Below are 19782 nucleotides of genomic sequence, written 5' to 3'. Positions count from 1 at the left end.
TATGACTAATAAGACTAATAATGAAAAAATAAAATTAGAAATCAAGCAATTACAAGACAAAATTAGTTTATGAGATAAACATTATTATGATTTGGACAATCCGATTGTTAGTGATGAAATATATGATATAGAGTTCAATAAACTAAAAAAATTAGAGCAAGAATATAGCTCTCTTTTTAGTGATGAGGAACTAGAATTATCTCCTACTAATCGTATTAATGCTCATGCTGCTAAAATATTTAAAAGAGTATCACATGAACATTCTATGCTTTCTTTAAATAAAGCATACAAAATTGAAGAAATTATTAAATTTATTGAAAATATTAAGAAAATAGCCAAAAATTTTAGTTTTTTTATAGAACCTAAAATTGATGGACTTTCAATTTCAATTAAATATAAAAATGGTAAATTATTTCAAGCTTTAACTCGAGGAAATGGTTTAGTTGGCGAAGATGTTACTCAAAATATATTGCAAATTGAAAATGTTCCTAAAAATATTAATTATTTCGAAGATTTAGAAGTTAGAGGCGAAGTATTTTTAGCTTTAGATAAATTTGATGCTTTGAATAAAAATTTATTAGCACAAAATAAACCCGCAATGGCCAATCCAAGAAATGCAGCTGCTGGGACATTAAGACAGCTTAACCCTGTTATTGTAAGAGAAAGACAATTATCTGCGTTTTTATATTATGTAGTTTTAGCTGAAAAACATGGGCTCAAAACTATGGAAGAATCTTTTAATTTTCTAAAAAAATTAGGTTTTGAAATTACAGCTGAGTCTCAAAAAGTTCATAGTTTAGAAGACATCGAAAACTATATAAAGGAATTTAAACAAAAAAGAAAACTCTTAAATTATGAAACAGATGGTATTGTAATTAAATTAAATGAGCTTAAATATTACGAAAAACTTGGAACCACTTCTAAATTTCCTCATTCAGCCATTGCTTTTAAATATGAGCCTGATATAGCTTCAACATTATTGAAAGACATTTTTATTACAGTAGGTCGAACAGGTTTAATTACTTATAACGCTTCTTTAGAAGAAGTTGAAATATCAGGCACCAAAGTGGCTTTTGCAACATTAAACAATTTTCAATTTATAAGTGATTTAGGCATAAATATAGGCGATGAAGTTTACATTCAAAAGGCCGGTGAAATAATACCTTGTGTAATTGGCATTGCTAACAAAAATAATTTAGAACCATTCAATTACTTTAAAAATTGTCCCTATTGTAATAGTGAATTAGTTTTTAATGAAACTTTTTTAGAACAATATTGTAATAATGAAAACTGTTCTGAAATTAAAGTCAAAAAATTGATACACTTTGCTTCTAAAGAAGGTTTAGATATAAATACATTAGGCGAAAAAAATATTATCACTTTTAATAAATTAGGTTTTATAAAAAATGTTGTAGATATTTTTAAACTAAAAGATCATGAAGATGAATTAATCAAAATTGAAGGTTTTGGAAAATTATCAATTTCAAAAATGCTATTTTCGATTGAAGAATCAAAGACCAAATCCTTAGATAAGCTAATTTTTGGCCTTTCAATACCGTTAATAGGCGCCAAAACAGCAAAATTTGTTGCTTCTAAATTGAAAAAATTTGAAAATGCTTTAACTTTTGATTTTAGTATATTTAGTTCTTATCATGAATTTGGCTCTAAAATAACAAATAATTTAATTGATTGATTTTCAAACTTAGAGAATCAAAAATTAATTAAGAATTTAATATCATTAGGACTTAATCCAGAATACAAGGAATCTAAAATTAGCAATAAATTAGAAAATCTTAGTTTTGTTATTACAGGCAAGCTTTCTAAACCTAGAAATTATTTTGAAAAACTTATTATAAGCCATGGCGGCCAAGTTATTTCTAGCATTTCATCAACCACTAAATACTTATTAGCGGGAGAAGATGCGGGTTCAAAATTATCTAAAGCTAAAAAATTTTCAATCAAAGTAATTGATGAAAATGAATTTTATGAATTAATTAATGAATAACGTTTAATATTTGGAATTGCAAAAATTTCAAATATTTTTATTCTATTAATAATCAACACTCAAGATATAAGTAATATACAAATTTCATTTGAAATTTTGAAATATCAATAAAAATTAGAAGTGTTAAGTAAATTTAAAAAACTATCCATCATTAAAATAATTTTTTCAATTAAAAAACCTGTTTTAAATAATAATATACTGATAATAAAATTAAATGATATTCAAGGGGCTACTAAAACTTGAATAAAAATTGAAAAAATATTGTACTTATCACTAAAAGTGTGAATAATTAGAGTCGAACTCAAATGAGCAACTAAAATAACAATAATATTCTTGGCATAAATATTTAGTTTCTTGCACAAATCATATGTAATTAATATTAAAAGTGTAATTATATATGAAAGAATAAATGAATATGAAAAAAATTCAAACGGATTATATAAACTCATTGTTAGAGCACTAATTGCTAGTAATGATATTTTGCTAAATTTTGATTTTAAAAAGTTTTTATTAATAAAATTTATTAAAAGAAAAAGCATTGCTCTTATTGCGCTAATTTTGTGACCTAATATTATTAAATAAACTAGCAAGAACATTAATGATATTAATTCATTATATGGTTTTTTAATTTTGATTTTTTTAAAAATGAAAGATAAAAAAGAATATATTAAACTAAAATGAAACCCGCTAATAGTAAAAAAATGAATTATATTTAAATCACTTAATTTTTTATATATTGAACTTACATATGAATATCTATTTAATACAATAATATTTAAATAGTCTTGCACAATTTCATTAGAATGATAAATAAAATTGCTGTTTGGAATTTCTTTTATATATGCTAAATTTGAATAATTAAAATTGTAAAATATTTGATTTCTTATATTAAATAAACTAATTTCATTCAACTTTTGCATTTTTCCTGACACATAAAAGAGAAGATTGATTTTTAAATTTTCATTTAAATTAAATTTATTATCCTTAATATTTACTTGAAAATTAAATTGTTTATATCTAAAAATTAGTTTATTTTTGTATTTCTTGATTAGTTCATAATTTCCTTCAATTTCTTGACCGTCATACTTTTTAAATAAAAATTGATATATAAGCAAACTAATTACTAAAATAACACTAAAAAATAAAAATAAATTTCAAAACTTTAAATTTAGACTATTTAAAAAGCAAACAACAATTAAAAGAGGAATAGTAATAAAGTAGCTGATTTTTAAAAATATACAAACAACAAGAAAACTAGCTAAAACACTAGGAAAAATTGAATTTATATAGCTATATTTTTTGTTAGTAATAAATAAGTTTTTTCACCAACTCCTGGTATTTTTAATACTTCATCTCAACTTATAATTTTATTATCCTTTAAATAATCAAATACTTTTTTAGCTATACCAGGTTTTAGTCCAATTTTAATTAGTATTTCAGCATTCGTAATATCGCTAAGTTTTAGCTTTCTATCTTTTAAAAATGGAATATAAATATTCTTATTTTCTAGCAAAACTTCTTGTCGATTAATTCCACTTAATTCAGCGCCCGATAGTAATATGCATTCTTTAAAAACATCTTGATATGTTGAACCTTTTTTAATTGAATATTCACCAGGATACTTTATTGCTCCTGAGACTTTAACTGTTATATATTTGTTTTCAATTTCTTTGTTTGCATTTGGCTTTAGTTTATCAATTATTTGTGTTTTAATAATAATGCCTCCAATCAAAATTGATGATGAAAGCAAAAATAAACTTAAGCCTAAAGCGAGTTTTTTCTTGTTTAATTTTATTTTCATATTTTAAATATAAAAAAAATAATTTTAACTTTATGTTTTTGAAGAAAAATAAGAGAAAAAAATAATCCTAGAAATTTAATCTAAGATTAATCAATTTTTTTGCTAATTATTTTATTCAAAAATTGCATTGTGTCAAACTTCTTGAATATCTTCATCGTCTTCTAAAAAATCTACAAATTTTTCTAATTGTTCTGCTTTTTCTGCATCAATTTCTATTTCTGAATTAGGAATATATGTAACTTCAGCAGTCGAATAATTTTCAATTGCCAAAGCTTCATCCAATGCTTGTTTAACTGCTTGAAAAGAAGAAGGTTGAGTTGTGATTATATATAAATCATCTTCCATCTTAAAATCTTCAGCACCGGCATCTAAAGCAATCATCATTACTTCTTCTTCAGAAGCTACATCTGAAGGAAATTCAATTAAACCCTTTTGGTCGAATACATAAGGTACTGTTCCTTGTTTACCTAGTTGACCATTGTATTTATTAAAATAATGTTTAATATTAGAAGCTAGTCTATTGAAATTATCAGTTAGACAGCTTACAACAAAGTTAATACCACCAAAAGCTGTACCTGAATATAAATACGCTTGAAAATTAACAGCTTCCTTAGATGCGCCAGATACTTTAGCAATGGCTTTTTCAATATTTGCCTTTGGCATAGATTTAGCTTTAGCTTTAGCAATTGCTAATTTTAGTGAGGGGTTTGAATCAGGATCGGGTCCACCTAAAGACGCTGCAACAATTATTTCTTTTGAAAATTTTTGAAACATTTTTGCTCTTTTTGAGTCCATTGCAGCCTTGCGATTTTTAGTTGTAGCTCATTTTGAATGTCCTGCCATTTTTGCTCCATTCTATAAAAATAAATTTAGTAAATAATATTTGTTCATTATATCAAAAAATAAAGTCTTTATAATATAATACATGAACAATATGTATTTAATTAGAGGTGATGAGCAATATTTTATTAACCAAAAAATTGATGAAATATTAAATGCTGAAAAACAGGCTATTAAAGAAGAAATAGATCTTATAAAGTTCTATGATTTTTTTAGTATTGAAGAGTTTGCTGAAACATTAAGTAATCTAGGATTGTTTAGTGCTAAAAAAGTTGTTATTATTAAAAATCCATATTTTTTCAATTTAAAAAATAAAATTTCTAAGAGTGTTATTGATGAATTTGTACAATTAATAAAACAATTGAATAATGCTGGAAATTGCACATTCATTTTTAGTCAAGAAATTTATAAATATGATACTTCTTTTAGCCCCTCGAGCGCATATTTATTTGTATCTAAATTTTCTAAAATAATAGAAGCTAATAAACTTGAAGAACGTGAATTATTTGCATTCGTTTATAAGATGATAAAACAAAAAAATGCCACCATTTCAGAAATTACTTTGGCCAACTTCTTAGTTAATATGCCTAATAATTTAAGCTTAATCGAATCTGAAATAGATAAATTAATTTTAGTTGATAAAAATATTAGCCAAAAAATGATTGACGACAATAATTTTTCAATGTCTAATAATATTGATTTTGCTTTAACTGAAGCAATTTTAAAATGAAAAAATCCCCAGGATATTGTTAAAAAGATTCAAGAACAATTAAACTATGGAATTGATTCAAATCAAATTCTAAATCAAATTGCCTCAATTCTAATTAATTCAAAAAACATTGCAGTTTTAAAGAATACAAAACCTACTAATGATGAAATTTCGAAAGTTATTAATATTCATCCATATCGAGTTAAATTACATAGAGAGTTTTTAAATAAAATTGGTTTGAAAAAACTAGATAGTCTAATTACTAATATTGCCAAAATTGATGTTGAACTAAAACAAGGCAAAATTAAAGATGAAATATTTGTTGACCTGCTAACATTAGAATTTATAAAATAATTGGAGAGTACATTTATGGATTTATTTACTAAAAGAATAATATTGTATGAACTTAAAATAAATACATTTTTTGATACTAATGATAGTGGTGTGGGTGACTTTAATGGAATTTTAACTAAACTAGAATATTTCAAAAAATTAAATGTAAATTATGTAGTTTTGGATAATGTACTTAATCAATATCAAAATGAGTTTAATTTAGATGTTATTAGAACAAAATATGGCTCAGTTAAGGATTTTGTAAAACTTGTAAGAAGTTTTTATGAAAATAATATTAAAATAGCTCCAACTCTTGATTTAGTTTCAGTTAAACAATCATATATAAACTGATGCAATATGATGAGTTTATATAACTTAGATAAAGATAAAGAATCGCCTCAATATTTAACCAGATTAGATCCTTATTTAATTAATAAAGATATTCAAAAAATTTCATTGTCAGAAATTGCTAATTTCATTAGATACTTTGAAGAAATTTTAGATTTTTATTTGAAACTTGATATTAAAGCAATTGTTTTAGATAATTTTGAATTTTTAATAAAATCAAATTTGAAAGATGAAATCAAATTTCAATTTTTAGAAGATTTGTACAAAATTATTAAAAGAAAAAGACCTGAGATAACCATTATCTTAAAATCTAATACCGATAATGTAATATTATTAGAACAATTATTGCTAACTAAAAGTATTTGTTTTGACTATTTATATGTTAATTCGATTTCAACATTAAACAATAAAGAAGACCTTAAACATAATAAAAAAAATAACTTAAATTTTCAGCAATTATTTAAACTACTCGAAGTGCTGCTGAAAGATAAACGAGCAATCATTTCTCTAGGATCTGATTTGTCAGGAAGAATGATATCTAAATGAGGCAATGAAAAAGCTTATTTTAATGAATCGGCTAAATCTTTTTTTAGTTTATTGTATGCTGCTAATAATTCTATTGGAATTTATTATGGCGATGAAATTGGAATGTTAAGAGCAAAAATAAATAATAATTTTGATTTTAATAATGAAGATTACAATGAAGAAAAAAGATACTATCAATCTAAAAATATCAATTCTGAAGAGTATTTTAAATATCAATGATATTTCAATAAATGAACTTCATACACTTGAATGTCTTGAAATAACGATCGTTTTGCAGGAGCTACTAAAAGCAATCCCCAAAAAGTCCCATGTGCCCTAAATTATTCATATATCAATGTAAAGAATCAATTAGATAATAAAGAAAGTTCACTAAATTATGTTTATTTTTTAAATAAATTTATTTTTGATTCTGATTACACAGAATTTCTTAATTCAGCAAAATTGAATATTAGATACAATAAAAAAGGTATTTTTAAAATTACTAAAAAAAGTCGCAATAAACGAATTACATTTTTAATTAATATTTCTAATAAACATAACAAAGTTGTACCCTTAAATGAATATTCAATCTTATCTTCAACCTATGCCAATAAATTCTATTCAGACACACCTAAAACTCTTGGACCCTTTGAAAGTTTGATTTTATTTAAAGAATTTAAAGATCAAAAGTAAAAAGTAATTTAGCAAAGTATAATATACTTATTAAAAACTATTTAAATAGTATAATTTTGATATAAATTTGGCTATTTTATTTTATAAAGGAGAAAAAAAGCAATGCAGTCAATAATTTATGTTTTACTTTCGATTATATTAGCTTTTATTATTGCTTATATAATTTGAAAGTTTACCAAACCAAAAATAATAAAGAGAAAACAAGAAAAACTAGAAGCCAAGAAATTAAAAGAAGCATTGTCTTTATACTATGAATTTATTTTGACATACAATTTAATCATTAATTACACTGAAAATGAATTAGCGAAATTTGAAGCTAAAACTACAGATTATAAAATGGGTCAAATCAAGTTAGGTGCTAAAAGATTATTAAATATTCTAATTTCCAGAGAAGATTTTGCAATTCATTTTCATGGTGATAAAAAATATGAGGAATTTGTTACAAATGCTGAATTAATTACTTTAACTCAAGCTAATTTATGAGCTAAAAAAATTCCCAATGTGATTGATTTTTTTAAAGATCAATATAAACATGTTCCTGAAGGTGAAAGAAAACATGAATTAGAACAACTTACAAACGAATCAATAGAAAGAAAGTTTTATGAAGAATAAAAAAAATAAGAAAGATATGACACCAAATACAAATAAACCATTAAAAAAATTTGGTGTTGCAAACTGATTAACAGTTTTGAGAATGGTGCTAATGATACCATTTATTGCTTTGATGTCATCTGCATTTATTATTATGGTGCGTTTTGGTGGCACATTTTGATATGACAAAATTACACTAGTTGGTGACCAAACTTATAAAGTAGGTCTATCAGCCATTTATTGAGTAAGTGTAACCATTTTTATATTAGCAATGATTACCGATTTTGTAGATGGACACATAGCCCGAAAAACTAAAACAGTATCGCAATTTGGAAAAATATTTGATCCAATTGCTGATAAAATTGCTACTACTTTGATGCTAATATTTTTATCAGTAATGAACTATAGCTATTTACCACTTGCAATTCTATTTATACTAAGAGATATTTTAGTAGATGGAGCAAGAGTTTATGCTGTTAAAAAAGATATTAAAGTAGCTTCGAGCTGATGAGGAAAAGTAAAAACTATCATTGTATCATTTGCTTTAATAACCGTTGCTTTTTCAGCACCTTGAATGGTAAAAGAAACCAAAGAAGGTTCAGGTGAATGAATAGCCAATGATTTATTTATTTTATATGTTAATATACCTTTAATAATTGGTTTAGTGTTTTCTTGAGTAAGTGGAATTATATATCTATCTAAATACTTAAAAGGTATTTCTAAACAATATAATATTGATATTAGCGAACAAAAAGCTAAAGAAGAACTAGAAAAAATGACTAGTGATTCAATTCAAATTCCAACAGACTCTAATATTGAAACAGAAATTGAAATCCCAGAACAGCAAAATGAAAATAATCAAATATCTAATTCACAAAGAATTGAAAACGAAGATCCATTTTTTGAAAGCTAGAGCCAATCTAGCTTTTTTATTTAAAATTGAGCATTTAAAACTTACTAATAAAATGTAACATTATAAGCATTTTTAATATATAATTTATTATTATTTTTAATGCATATAATTGAGCATTTTTAAACACAGGAGGAACTATGCCTAGAGAAGGTTTAACACTAAGATGCGAAAAGTGTAAAATGGAAAATTACATTACTAAAAAGAATAAAAAATTACATCCTGAAAAAATGGAAGTAACAAAATATTGTTCGAAATGTAATGCTCATACAGATCATAAAGAAAAAAAATAATCAATAAAATTTAGGAGATTTAAATGTTAAAACAAGAATTAAATAAAATATTCGAAGAATCAAAATTAGATGCAATTATATCAGAGGCTCCACAAACAAGATTGTGATATGCTAATATTCAAACTTCAGATGGTTTTTTGGTTATTGAAAAAGATAAAGCGTTTTTATTTGTAGATGGTAGATATATTGAATATGCCACCAAAAACGCTAGAAATGTGGAAGTAATTTTATTAGAAAAAGATTCATTAGGGAAATTTTTAGCAAAGAAAAATTACAAAACTATTGGTATTGAAGAAGATTATTTACAAGTTCAAACTTTAGAATACTTCAAGACTTTATTACCAAAAGCTACAATCAAAAATGTTAAAGCAAAACAATTTAGAATTAAAAAAGATGAAGAGGAAATAGCAAAGATTCAAGAAGCTTGTTTAATATCATTACAAGCATTTGAAGAACTAAAGAAAATTCTAATCGAAGGAATGACCGAATTAGAAGCTTCTAATAAATTAGGATATTTAATGCGTTTATTTGGCGCTGAAAAAGAAAGTTTTGATAGCATTATTGCTTTTGGCTCTAATGCCGCTGAACCACACCACCATCCAACAAATAGAAAACTAGCTGATGGAGATATTGTCAAGGTTGATTTTGGAGCTCAATTTGAAGGTTGAGCAAGTGATATTACTAGAACATTCTTCTTTGGTAAACCAAAATCACAAGAATTGATTAATATTTTAGAAATTGTAACTGAAGCTCAAAAATTAGGAAGAGAAGCTGTAAGACCTGGAATTGAAAGTTCTGAAATTGATAAAATATGTCGTGATTACATTGAATCAAAAGGTTATGGTAAATTCTTTACACACTCAACTGGACATGGTGTTGGTATTGATGTACATGAAATGCCAGGTGTTGGTAGAAGAGCAGGTAATGTGGTGCTAGAAGAAGGTATGATAATTACTGTTGAACCTGGAATTTATGTTGAAGGTCTAGGTGGCGCTAGAGTTGAAGATACAATTCTTGTAACAAAAGACGGAGCTAGAGTTTTAAGTCGTCCTGAAGATTATAAATAAACTAATACCAAGATTAATTTAAGATCTTAAAAATACAAATTACATTCAAGCGCAATTAAATAATGCGCTTGATTTTTAAAACGAAAAATACTTAATATATTACAATATATAGACTTATATAAGGAGATAATAAATGATATCTAAAATTTATTTAGCAGGAGGCTGCTTTTGAGGTTTACAAGCATATTTTTGCAAAATTAAAGGAGTTATTAAAACTACAGTTGGTTATGCTAACGGTTTAACTAACAATACTAGTTATTATAACCTTAAAAACACCGATCATGCCGAGGTTGTTGAAATTGAATATGACAATAATATTATTAATATTGCTGAAATTTACGAACGTTTTATGCTTTTAATAGATCCTTATTCTCTAAATAAACAAGGAAATGATATCGGCAGACAATATCGCACAGGTATATATTATCTAAATGACTATGATCGAAAATGTGCCCTTTTAACTATAAAAATATATGAAAAAAATCGCAATAACAAAAAAACTGTTATTGAGATACAAGAATTAAATCATTTTATAAAAGCAGAAGAATATCACCAAGATTATTTACAAAAAAATTCATCCGGATATTGCCACATAGATTTGGCAATTTTAAACCAGCCATTGGCAAAATTTAGCAAACTAAACCAAAAGGATATCGATTCTCTTAATTTAGATGATTTAAGCTTAGATATAATGATAAACAAAGCAACAGAACGTCCATTTAGTTCAAACTTGAATAACAACACTGAATCTGGTTTATATGTGGATAAAATTAGCAAAGAGCCTTTATTTTCTAGTGAAGATAAATACGATGCGGGCTGTGGTTGACCTTCTTTTACAAAACCTATAATTACCGATTCAATAAAATATGAAATTGATAATTCTCATTATATGAAACGAACTGAAACTCTTTCTAATATTCAAAATTCGCATTTGGGCCATGTTTTTAATGATGGTCCTAAAGATAAGGGTTCATTAAGATATTGTATTAATGGTGCTTCTTTAGAATTTATTAGTATTAAAGATTTAGAGAATACAATATATGAAAAATACTTACCTTATTTTAGAGAAATAGTAGAATTGCAAAAATAAAAAAGACACTTAATGGAAAAAAATGTCCTTAAGTGTCTTTTTTAGTATTTAGAACAAACTAGGTTCTTTTTTGTTTAATAATAAAGCAATTTCTTCTTTGTAAGGAGGCTTATTATTAATATAAGGTGTTTCTAAGATGATAGGAATATTATCAAAGTCTTTATCATAAATGAATTTTTGTAGCGCTTCTAAACCAATGTAACCCTCACCTATATTTTCATGGCGGTCTTTTTTAGAATTTAAAGGATTCTTAGAATCATTTAAATGAATTACTTTAATCAATTTCAAAAAATCATTCTTAATTAAATATTGTTTAAATTCTTGGTATTGCTTAATGTTGTAATTAGCATCCCAAATGTGACATGTATCTAGACAAATGCACACTCTATTATTATCTATTTCATTAATAATATCTCTTAGTATTTCAAATGTATTGCAATAATTTGAACCGTTGCCTGCCATCGTTTCTAAAGCTATAATAACATCACTAGTTCTATCTAGGATTTTTTTAATAGAATTAATCAAACTGCTTTTAGCTTCTTCAATTGTATAAGTGGTGTGAGCTCCGGGATGTAAAACTAAATATTTAGCACCAATATAATTCATTCTTTCAATTTCAGAAACTAAAAATTCAATTGAAAAATTAGCTTTAGCAGGATTTGAAGGATTAACAATATAAGGAGCATGTACAATAATATCTTCTGGCTTAATTTTAGAAGAATATAATCGCTTGTATTCATCAAGTTGATAGTTAGCTTTATCTATCCTAAAAGTTGTCTGTGGTGCTCCTAAATATATCATCATACAATTAGCTCCATTTTCAATAGATTCTCTAGCAGCTTCTACTAAATAACCGGGCTTTGAAAATGAAATGTGACTTCCGATTTTAATCATAATTAATATCCAAATTTCTAGTCTAAATCGTAACTTTCATTCATATAAAATTCTTTTAATCTTTTACGCTTTTGTGGGTGTTTTAGTTTTCTTAAAACTTTTGATTCCAATTGACGAACTTTTTCTTTGCTAATACCTAATTCTTTTGATAATTCATCTAAAGAATGAGGACGATATTGTTCACCATTAGGGTCAGCTACTCCATATCTTTTTCTAATCAATACACGATCAGCTTCATCACTTAAAGAATTTATCATTTCATTTAAAATAACACTAAGTTCTTCTTGACTAGCGAAATTTGTAGGGCTAATAATACTTTCATCCTTAACAAAGTCTGAGAAGTTAGAATTTTCTTCTTTACCAATATTTTTATCAAGTGAAATTGGATCAATATTTATTTTTCTAATATATCTAACTCTTTCAGCAGTGAAATCTGGACCATAAGCTTTCGCAATTTGTTCATCAGTAGGAGGATAACCTTGTTCTTGTTGTAGCTCACGTTCAATTTTTAAGATTTTATTAATTGTTTCAACCATATGAACTGGTACTCTAACTGTTCTAGCTTGATCTGCTACTGCTCTTGTAATTGCTTGTCTAATTCATCAAGTAGCATAAGTTGAAAATTTATATCCTGTTTTATAATCGTATTTTGAAACAGCTTTCATAATTCCTAAATTTCCTTCAGAAATTAAATCAATAAAACTAAGCCCTCTATTTTTGTATTTTTTGGCATTATTAATAACAAGACGTAAGTTTCTATTTACTAAATGGTCTCTAGCTTTTTTGAACCGATATTCATTACCTGCTGCTTTAGCATTTTCCATTTTTTCAGCTAAATCGCGTTCTTCTTTAGCAGTTAGTAATTTACCATATTTACCAATTCAACGCATGTATCACTTAACAATATCATTAGTTTCGGTTAATCTATTTGATAAATTGTCATTTTCAGAATTACTTTTTTTGCTATCTATTCTAATTTCCTGATTCTCAAAGTTTTTTAGTAATTTAGAAGCATCAAATTCATCACCCTTTTTATTTGATTTTCAAGGTAGTTCATCATAATCATCATCGTAATCGTCAAGTCCATATTCACTAAATTCATCGTCATCGTCATCAGATAAATGTAAACTATTTGAAATATAGTCTTGGTCTTCGTCGTATATTTCTTCTTCTTTTGGATTAATTGGTAAATTATCACGTGGGACAACAGTAGAATCGTCATATTCTGAATCTACATCAATTTCTTCATTATCAATGTCTTCACTATCTATTTCTTTTAAGTCTTTTTCATCTAATAACGAATCTTCTAGCAAACCAAGAACATCATCTTCATCGCCCTCATCAACATCATTAACAACAATTTTTCTTTCAAGTAATTTCATTAAAAGCAAATCAGATTCTTCTTCATCTACAAATAATTTTTTCTTTTCGATAATGTTAAAAACTTCTTCTTGAGATAAACTCTTTTTTGAAGCATTCTTTTTTTGAAGTTTTTTAAGTTCTTTTTCGATAATTTGGATTGTTAATTCTATTGAATTCATTAAGTCTTTTTCTTCCATAATTTATCCTTTCTTTGTAATCAATTCTTTAGGATTATGTTTGTGTTTTTGTTCGATTAGTTCCTTGATTTTTTGGTCATAGACATCTTTTTCAAGAATACTTTGATTATTTAAGGCTATATTTTTTAGTGTTTGAGCTTCAGCTAAGTATTGGCTGTATTTATTTTTCAATAAATCATTAGTTGTTTTTTTAATATCTTCTTCAAGAATTGGAATAATATTATCAATGCTAATTTTGGTGCCTTTTTTCGATTTAGCAATAATATAAGAAATAAGTTCTCTAGTAGGCTGAACTATTTCATCAAAAGTTAAAAAATGAAACTGTTCATTTGTAAAGTTTTGAGCAAAATTAGGTTGACTTAAGGTTGCTATTAAAATATCATTTAATAAATTTCAATGTGGACTTAAGCGTTTTTTTAGTTCTATTGATTTAAATTTTAGGTTATTTAGCTTAGGATCATTAATTTGAGCATTAGGTGTAAGTGCTTCAACATTTAAATTAGTTGCATCAACATTAAAATATGAATCAATTGAATTTTGTTTGGTTTGTTTTTGTTCAGAACTTGATTTTTTATATTCTTTTAGCTTAGAAATAAAATACTTATCTGAAGGAAAATTTGGTTTAGCAAAATCTTTTAAATATGATTCAAATAGTTTAGATTCAATTATTTTATTTTCAGCTAGTTTATTTTGCAATGTTATAACTAATTGCTTATTGATGTAATAAATATATTCAAATAATATTTTATATTTTTCAAATTTTTTAGATTCTGAAATATTTGAATCATGTATTTTTTTAAAAGAATTATATAAATATTCAACAATATCAATTTTATTAAGTGCAATTTGCCTTAAGGTTTTACCTTCATATAGTTTATATAAATCATCAGGATCTTTGTTTAAAGTGTTATTTATGAAATTAACATTTAGTTTATAGTCTTGGGCATAGTATAAAATAATTCTTAAATTTTTAAGTGTCGCATTAATACCAGCTGTATCATTATCGAAAAACAAATTAATTGTTCGATTACTTAATTCTTTTAGATGAATAGCAGATAAGGACGTTCCCATAATAGCAACAGCATTTTTAATGTCAATTCGATATAAAGCGATGCAATCAAATTGACCTTCAACCAAATAAACTTCGTTAGTTTTAATTATTTCTTCTTTAGCATGATAGTAATTGAACATTACTTCATTCTTTTTAAAAACAATTGTTTCAGAGCTATTTAAATATTTAGGATCTGATTGATTGGTAATATCTCTTCCCGAAAAAGCTACAACGTTTCCAAATTTATCATGAATTGGAAATATTAATCTATCATTAAAAAAATTAACATTATCATGTGAAGAAATTAATGATGAATTAAAAATAGCAAAAGATTCAAAATTTAATTCTTTTAATTTATCATAAATTGATTTATTCTTAGGTGCAAAACCAATTTCAAATTCTTTAATAATTGATTTTGTTAAATTTCTTGAAGCTAAAAATTCATCTAGTGCCCCATATTTTTCAAAAGTAATTTGATATTTAAAAAAATCCAAAGCAGCATTATTAACTTCAAATATTTTGGTGTGTTCTGAAGAAATATTTGAGCTATTTAAATAACTACCAAATGCACTAATATCTAAATTATTTTTATGTGCTAAAAATTTTAATGCTTCAATTCCTTTTAAATTTTCGATTATTTCTATAAATTTAATAACATTTCCGCTTTTATTGCATCCAAAACATTTAAATATTCCTTTATCTTTGCTAACGATAAAGGAAGGGGTTTTTTCACCGTGAAATGGACAACAAGCCTTGTAATTTTTGCCTTGCTTTTGAAGTGATACATATTCACCAATTACACTTATTATGTCTACATTAGATGTAATAAATTCTCAAATGTTTTCTTTTGTCATTAAACCTATCTTCTTTTAGAACCATTATTTCTTAGATATTGTTCAATATTTTTTATAGAAACAACATCTTGTTTCATGGTGTCTCTATTTCTAATGGTTACAGTGTTTTTTTCTAGAGTATCAAAATCAATAGTTAAGCAATAAGGTGTTCCTATAGCATCTTGTCTACGGTATCTTTTACCAATTGAACCAGTTTCATCATAAGTTACTCTAATATTTGTATTTTCAATTAAATTTTCAAAAATTTCCTTAGCTTTAGGTGATAGTTTTTTCATTAAAGGCAAAATAGCTAATTGGTAGGGCGAAATTTTATAATCTAATTTCAGCACTACTCTTTCATCTTCTTCTAATTTTTCAACTTCATAAGCATCAATTAAAAGAGCAAATAATAATCTATCAAGTCCAATTGAAGGCTCAATTACATATGGAATAATTTTTGAACCGTCTTCTTTTAAGTATTCCAATGATTGATTTGAATGCTTTATGTGTTGACTTAAGTCATAATTACCACGATTTGCTATTCCAAGTAATTCGCCTCAACCAAATGGAAATAAGTATTCAATATCACTTGTTCCTTTTGAATAATGGCTAAGTTCCTCTTTTTCATGAGGACGAATTCTAATATTTTGTTTTTTTAAACCCAGAGAAATAACTAGTTGCTCACATTTTTTTATTCAGTATTTATAAAAATGGTCACTATCTTTTTCTTCACAAAAAAACTCCAATTCCATTTGTTCAAATTCACGAGTTCTAAAGATGAAATCACGAGGTGTTATTTCATTTCGAAAACTTTTTCCAATTTGACCTATACCAAATGGTAATTTAGCTCTTGAAGTTCTTGTTAGGTTTTTAAAATTTACAAATATCCCTTGTGCAGTTTCAGGTCTTAAAAAAGTTTCAGAAGCATTAGTATCAATAGCGCCCATATGAGTTCTAAACATTAAATTAAAAGGTTTGATTGTCCCTCAATTAGTTTCTGAACCATCATATTTTTTAACTTTTTGTTTTATGATTTGTTCTAAATCTTCAAAGCTACACTTTTCAACATTAATATCTGGAAATAAGTCTTTAACAATATGATCAGCACGATATCTTTTATTGTTAATTTTATTTTCAATCAAAAAATCTGAAAAGTTATCAATGTGACCACTTGCTTTTCATATATTTTTATGCATTATTATTTTCGAATCAATTTGATAGTTTTTTTCTTTTCTAATAAAATCATTAATTCATTGTTGTTTTATTTCTGACATCATTGCTGTTGCCAACGGACCATAATCTCAGGTATTAATAACTCCACCATATATTTCTGAATTTTGAAAAACAAAACCTTGATTTTTTAAATGAGCTATCACATCTTGAATATTTTTATTATCATTATTAGTCATAACCCTCCAAGCTAATATATTTTTAAAATTAAATCTAAAAATAATAATAAAATTTTACCAAAAAATAATTTTTTATTCCATTTTTAATATATTTATATTAAATATTGAACGTTAATATTTAATTATTGGACAAATTGACCTTTTTAGTAATTTTTTAAGATTTATACCTTTAAATTAAACCAGGAGCTTTAATTAATATTAATTAAAGTATCTTTGCTATAATATTTAACATGTTAGATTTTATACAAAAAAGAATGCAAAAATCAATGGATAAAATTAATAAAAAATTATCTATTAATGAAGAAGATATACTTGAAGTATTGCGTGATGTGAAATTAGCGTTGTTGGAGGCTGACGTTAATCTTGTTGTTGTTAAAAACTTTATTAAACAAGTTAAAGAAAAAGCAATTAACAGTCAAATTATTGGTAAATTAAATCAACAACAAACAGTTTTAAAAATATTTAAAGATGAGTTAACTAATATATTAGGTCAAAAATCAATTGATATTAAGCCTAAATCTTCAATAACTAAAATTATGATGGTGGGCTTGCAAGGTTCAGGTAAAACAACAACGGCTGCTAAATTATCAGTATTTTTTAAGAAAAAAAATACTTTCAAAAACACATTATTAGTTGGGGATGACATTTACCGTCCTGCAGCTAGAGAACAATTGGAACAATTGGCTAAACAAACTCAAACTGATTTTTATACTCAAAAAGAAAATGATGCTGTTTTAATAGCTCAAAATGCAATAGAACACGCTGAAAAAAATAAAAATGATTTAGTGATTATTGATACCGCAGGTCGTTTGGCAATTGATGAAGAATTAATGAATGAACTGAAGAATATCAAAAAATATACTAAACCAGATTATATATTTTTAGTAATTGATGCAATGAGTGGTCAAGATGTTATTAACACTGCCAAAATATTTCACAAAGAGCTTAAATTAGATGGAACAATAATAACCAAATTAGACTCTAATGCTAGAGGTGGGGCTGCATTAAGTATTACTCATTTATTAAATATTCCAATAGTATTTATTGGGGTTAGTGAAAAAATGTCTGGATTGGAAATATTTTATCCTGATCGAATGGCAGACCGTATTTTGGGAATGGGAGATGTTTTAACATTAATTGAAAAGGCCTCGGAAGAAGTAGACGAAAAAATGATGAAAAAAATCGGCTACAAAATGATTACTGGAAAGTTTGATTTGAGTGACTTAATGAATTCCTTAGCTCAAATTAAAAAACTAGGTAAAATGAAAGCTATTTTAAGAATGATTCCAGGAATGGCAGATAAAATTGATGATAAAAAAATTGAAGAAGCTGAAAGTAAATTCAAAATATATACTTTTTTAATTAATTCAATGACAGAATTAGAAAAAAAGAACCCTAAATTATTGAAGAATTCAAGTAGAAAAGAACGAATAATTAAAGGCTCAGGAAGAAGTGCTAGAGAATTTAATATGTTAGTTAGTGACTTCGAAAGAATGTCAAAACAAATGAAGGAAATGGCAGCTAATCCTCAACTAAAAAAAGGTATTATGGGATAATAAACCCTGAAAATACAAAGGGTGATAGCAAAAAATAAAGGTTAAAAAAATGACATCTATACTGCTTAGGTGTCATTTTTTTTCAGTTAACTAATGTTCTATATATATATATATATATGAATAAAGCTGCATTACATTATTTTGTGAATTTTAGTCTATTATAAACATTATTGACTTTTAAAAATCAACTTTTAATGGCAAATTGTGATCCAATCTATATTTTTCTCTTATATCCGAAATAGACACATTATTTCCATTTCTATTAACAAATAAATAATCATATGCATTAACTCTATTTTTTCTATTCATCATAGCAGAAGCTATATCATGCATGGAATTTATATTGCCATTATATTCTAATTGACCCTTGGTATTTACTAATCTTGCTTGTTCGCCATTTTTGTGTATAAAAAACTCATTTAATTTTAAATATCCTTCTTTTACTAGGTCTTCTATTTTTATTCTAGCTGGTTTTATATCATAAACACCTTTTTGGATGTCACCAATATTTGGTTTAGTTTCATCTAGTCTTTTTTGGCCATATTTTATATACTTTAGTTCTCGTTCTATTAAAGTATAATTTCTACCAGCTTCTTTAGCAGATACACCAGTAGTCATTGTTCCGCCAAAGGGATCTAATATTCAATCACCTTGCTTGGTAAATAAATAAATGATTCTATCAATAAGCTTTTTAGGTTTTTGTGTTGTATGAACCTTAATATTGTTTTCATCTTTTAATCTTTCTTTTCCAGAACAAATTGGTATTTTTCAAACTGAACCCATTTGTTTGCCATCGTTTAAAAACTTTCCTGTTTTATAATTAAAAGTAAATTTGGCTTTCTTAGATTTTGCAGCTCATATTATTGTTTCATGGCTATTGTTAAGTCTAGTGCCTAAAAAATTGGGAGTAGGGTTGGTTTTTTGTCAAATAATATCATTTATTATTCAAAAGCCCAAGTCTTTTAAAATGCTGCCAATTTCATAAATAGATTGCATTCCAGAAATTACACAAACAGTTCCATTTGGTTTTAAAACCCTTTTTACTTCTGAAAGTCACAAATGTGTTCATTTTTTGTATTCTTCCATCGAAGAAAACTTATCTCAATCATCATCACAACCATTATACTTAGAGCCTTCCACTCTATAAAGTTCTTTATTATTGTCTATTTGTAAAAAATAAGGAGGGTCAGAAAAACAAAAATCAAAGGTTTCGCTTGGAATTTTTGAAAGTTCCTCGATTGCATCACCTTTTATAATTGAGTTTTTAATATTCAT

General features: G+C 25.7%; 17 protein-coding genes. 9 read left to right on the top strand and 8 right to left on the bottom strand.

What is annotated here, in order from left to right:
- Position 1 precedes the first annotated feature (1 nt).
- Positions 2–2005 carry an NAD-dependent DNA ligase LigA gene (gene ligA, locus JXZ91_RS01630; protein ID WP_205851281.1) on the top strand — a complete coding sequence of 668 codons (2004 nt, stop codon included), beginning with the start codon at positions 2–4 and terminating at the stop codon, positions 2003–2005.
- On the opposite strand, the gene JXZ91_RS01625 is transcribed toward ligA, so the two are convergent.
- The 3 genes from JXZ91_RS01625 to JXZ91_RS01615 form a co-directional block, all read right to left on the bottom strand.
- Complete coding sequence (locus JXZ91_RS01625; protein WP_373422508.1) at positions 1984–3363, bottom strand: MAG0480 family ComEC-like protein; 1380 nt, start codon at positions 3361–3363, stop codon at positions 1984–1986. The two genes, ligA and JXZ91_RS01625, sit on opposite strands and share 22 nt — an antisense overlap.
- Entirely contained in the window at positions 3288–3806 is a 519-nt protein-coding gene (locus JXZ91_RS01620) for an MAG0490 family ComEA-like DNA-binding protein (RefSeq protein ID WP_205851279.1), read from the bottom strand. Before JXZ91_RS01620 ends, JXZ91_RS01625 begins: the two co-directional genes overlap by 76 nt.
- Before the next feature lie 111 nt (positions 3807–3917).
- Positions 3918–4649 carry a YebC/PmpR family DNA-binding transcriptional regulator gene (locus JXZ91_RS01615; protein WP_205851278.1) on the bottom strand — a complete coding sequence of 244 codons (732 nt, stop codon included), beginning with the start codon at positions 4647–4649 and terminating at the stop codon, positions 3918–3920.
- 82 nt (positions 4650–4731) lie between these two features.
- Between JXZ91_RS01615 and holA the strand changes: the two genes are divergently transcribed.
- The 7 genes from holA to msrB all read left to right on the top strand — a co-directional run bounded on the left by holA (position 4732) and on the right by msrB (position 11205).
- The gene (gene holA / locus JXZ91_RS01610; protein WP_263752546.1) at positions 4732–5709 is read left to right on the top strand and encodes a DNA polymerase III subunit delta; all 978 of its coding nucleotides are present in this window, start codon (positions 4732–4734) and stop codon (positions 5707–5709) included.
- Between the two features lie 15 nt (positions 5710–5724).
- Complete coding sequence (locus tag JXZ91_RS03665) at positions 5725–7254, top strand: alpha-amylase family glycosyl hydrolase (protein ID WP_205851277.1); 1530 nt, start codon at positions 5725–5727, stop codon at positions 7252–7254.
- 102 nt (positions 7255–7356) lie between these two features.
- Positions 7357–7866, top strand: a complete 510-nt coding sequence (locus JXZ91_RS01600) for an MHJ_0274 family protein (RefSeq protein ID WP_205851276.1) — start codon at positions 7357–7359, stop codon at positions 7864–7866.
- Positions 7856–8758, top strand: coding sequence for a CDP-diacylglycerol--glycerol-3-phosphate 3-phosphatidyltransferase (gene pgsA, locus JXZ91_RS03660; protein WP_205851275.1), 903 nt, complete (start codon positions 7856–7858; stop codon positions 8756–8758). Before JXZ91_RS01600 ends, pgsA begins: the two co-directional genes overlap by 11 nt.
- Positions 8759–8895: 137 nt before the next feature.
- Positions 8896–9048 carry a 50S ribosomal protein L33 gene (rpmG, locus tag JXZ91_RS01590; protein ID WP_205851274.1) on the top strand — a complete coding sequence of 51 codons (153 nt, stop codon included), beginning with the start codon at positions 8896–8898 and terminating at the stop codon, positions 9046–9048.
- Positions 9049–9071: 23 nt separating this feature from the next.
- Positions 9072–10115 carry an aminopeptidase P family protein gene (locus JXZ91_RS01585; RefSeq protein ID WP_205851273.1) on the top strand — a complete coding sequence of 348 codons (1044 nt, stop codon included), beginning with the start codon at positions 9072–9074 and terminating at the stop codon, positions 10113–10115.
- Positions 10116–10248: 133 nt separating this feature from the next.
- A complete protein-coding gene (gene msrB / locus JXZ91_RS01580; RefSeq protein ID WP_205851272.1) occupies positions 10249–11205 on the top strand; it encodes a peptide-methionine (R)-S-oxide reductase MsrB in 957 nt (318 codons plus the stop codon).
- A gap of 48 nt (positions 11206–11253) precedes the next feature.
- On the opposite strand, the gene JXZ91_RS01575 is transcribed toward msrB, so the two are convergent.
- Genes JXZ91_RS01575 through JXZ91_RS01560 form a run of 4 tightly spaced genes read right to left on the bottom strand, consistent with a single transcriptional unit; the run spans position 11254 to position 16951 of the window.
- Positions 11254–12099, bottom strand: a complete 846-nt coding sequence (locus JXZ91_RS01575; protein ID WP_205851271.1) for a deoxyribonuclease IV — start codon at positions 12097–12099, stop codon at positions 11254–11256.
- Positions 12100–12116: 17 nt separating this feature from the next.
- On the bottom strand, positions 12117–13658 hold the full coding sequence (locus tag JXZ91_RS01570; protein WP_205851270.1) for an RNA polymerase sigma factor: 1542 nt from the start codon (positions 13656–13658) through the stop codon (positions 12117–12119).
- A gap of 3 nt (positions 13659–13661) precedes the next feature.
- Positions 13662–15563, bottom strand: coding sequence for a DNA primase (gene dnaG / locus JXZ91_RS01565; RefSeq protein WP_205851269.1), 1902 nt, complete (start codon positions 15561–15563; stop codon positions 13662–13664).
- 5 nt (positions 15564–15568) lie between these two features.
- Positions 15569–16951: a glycine--tRNA ligase gene (locus JXZ91_RS01560; RefSeq protein WP_205851268.1), complete on the bottom strand. Its 1383-nt coding sequence runs from the start codon at positions 16949–16951 to the stop codon at positions 15569–15571.
- Between the two features lie 230 nt (positions 16952–17181).
- On the opposite strand from JXZ91_RS01560, the gene ffh reads away from it, so the two are divergent.
- Positions 17182–18507, top strand: coding sequence for a signal recognition particle protein (ffh, locus tag JXZ91_RS01555; protein ID WP_205851267.1), 1326 nt, complete (start codon positions 17182–17184; stop codon positions 18505–18507).
- Between the two features lie 177 nt (positions 18508–18684).
- Here ffh and JXZ91_RS01550 read toward each other — a convergent pair whose 3' ends face one another.
- Positions 18685–19782, bottom strand: coding sequence for a DNA-methyltransferase (locus tag JXZ91_RS01550; RefSeq protein ID WP_205851266.1), 1098 nt, complete (start codon positions 19780–19782; stop codon positions 18685–18687).

It is taken from the genome of Mycoplasma enhydrae (assembly GCF_017116825.1).
GTDB classification, from domain to species: domain Bacteria; phylum Bacillota_I; class Bacilli_A; order Mycoplasmatales; family Metamycoplasmataceae; genus Metamycoplasma; species Metamycoplasma enhydrae.
This window is presented reverse-complemented; position numbering and strand designations above follow the sequence as displayed.